The 360-nt window shown below is 73.9% G+C and carries 1 protein-coding gene; it reads right to left on the bottom strand.

What is annotated here, in order from left to right; all coding sequences use genetic code 11:
- Window positions 1-183 precede the first annotated feature (183 nt).
- The gene (locus AC1DFM_RS34940; protein WP_477081407.1) at window positions 184-309 is read right to left on the bottom strand and encodes a mycothiol transferase; all 126 of its coding nucleotides are present in this window, start codon (window positions 307-309) and stop codon (window positions 184-186) included.
- Window positions 310-360: the final 51 nt, after the last annotated feature.

Here is a 360-nt window from a genome sequence, read left to right as displayed (position 1 = left end):
GCCATGCACCCACGCTAACCGAGGCGGCACACCGAGTACGCGTGCGCACGGGCTACGGCGTGAGCCACACGCTCGATCTCGGCCCGGTCGACGCACCGGGCGCCGACCGGTATGGCGCCGCCCTGGCACTCCTCGGCATCGCGCCGACCGACCTTCTCGACCTCCTATGAACCGCGCGGACGCCTAGGCCTCGACGTCCGCGTCGTCGGGCGTCTCCCCCGTCGCACCGTCGCGCAGCTCGCGCCACAGGTCGAGGTGGCCGGCGTGCCGGGCGTACTCCTGGAGGAGGTGGAGCAGCACCCACTGCAGCTGGGGCGCGGACCCCGGGTCGGTGAAGCGCCCCCCGACAGCGGCGTGGTC

The sequence above is a fragment of the Chitinophaga sp. 05T412 genome (assembly GCF_056396465.1).
This window is presented reverse-complemented; position numbering and strand designations above follow the sequence as displayed.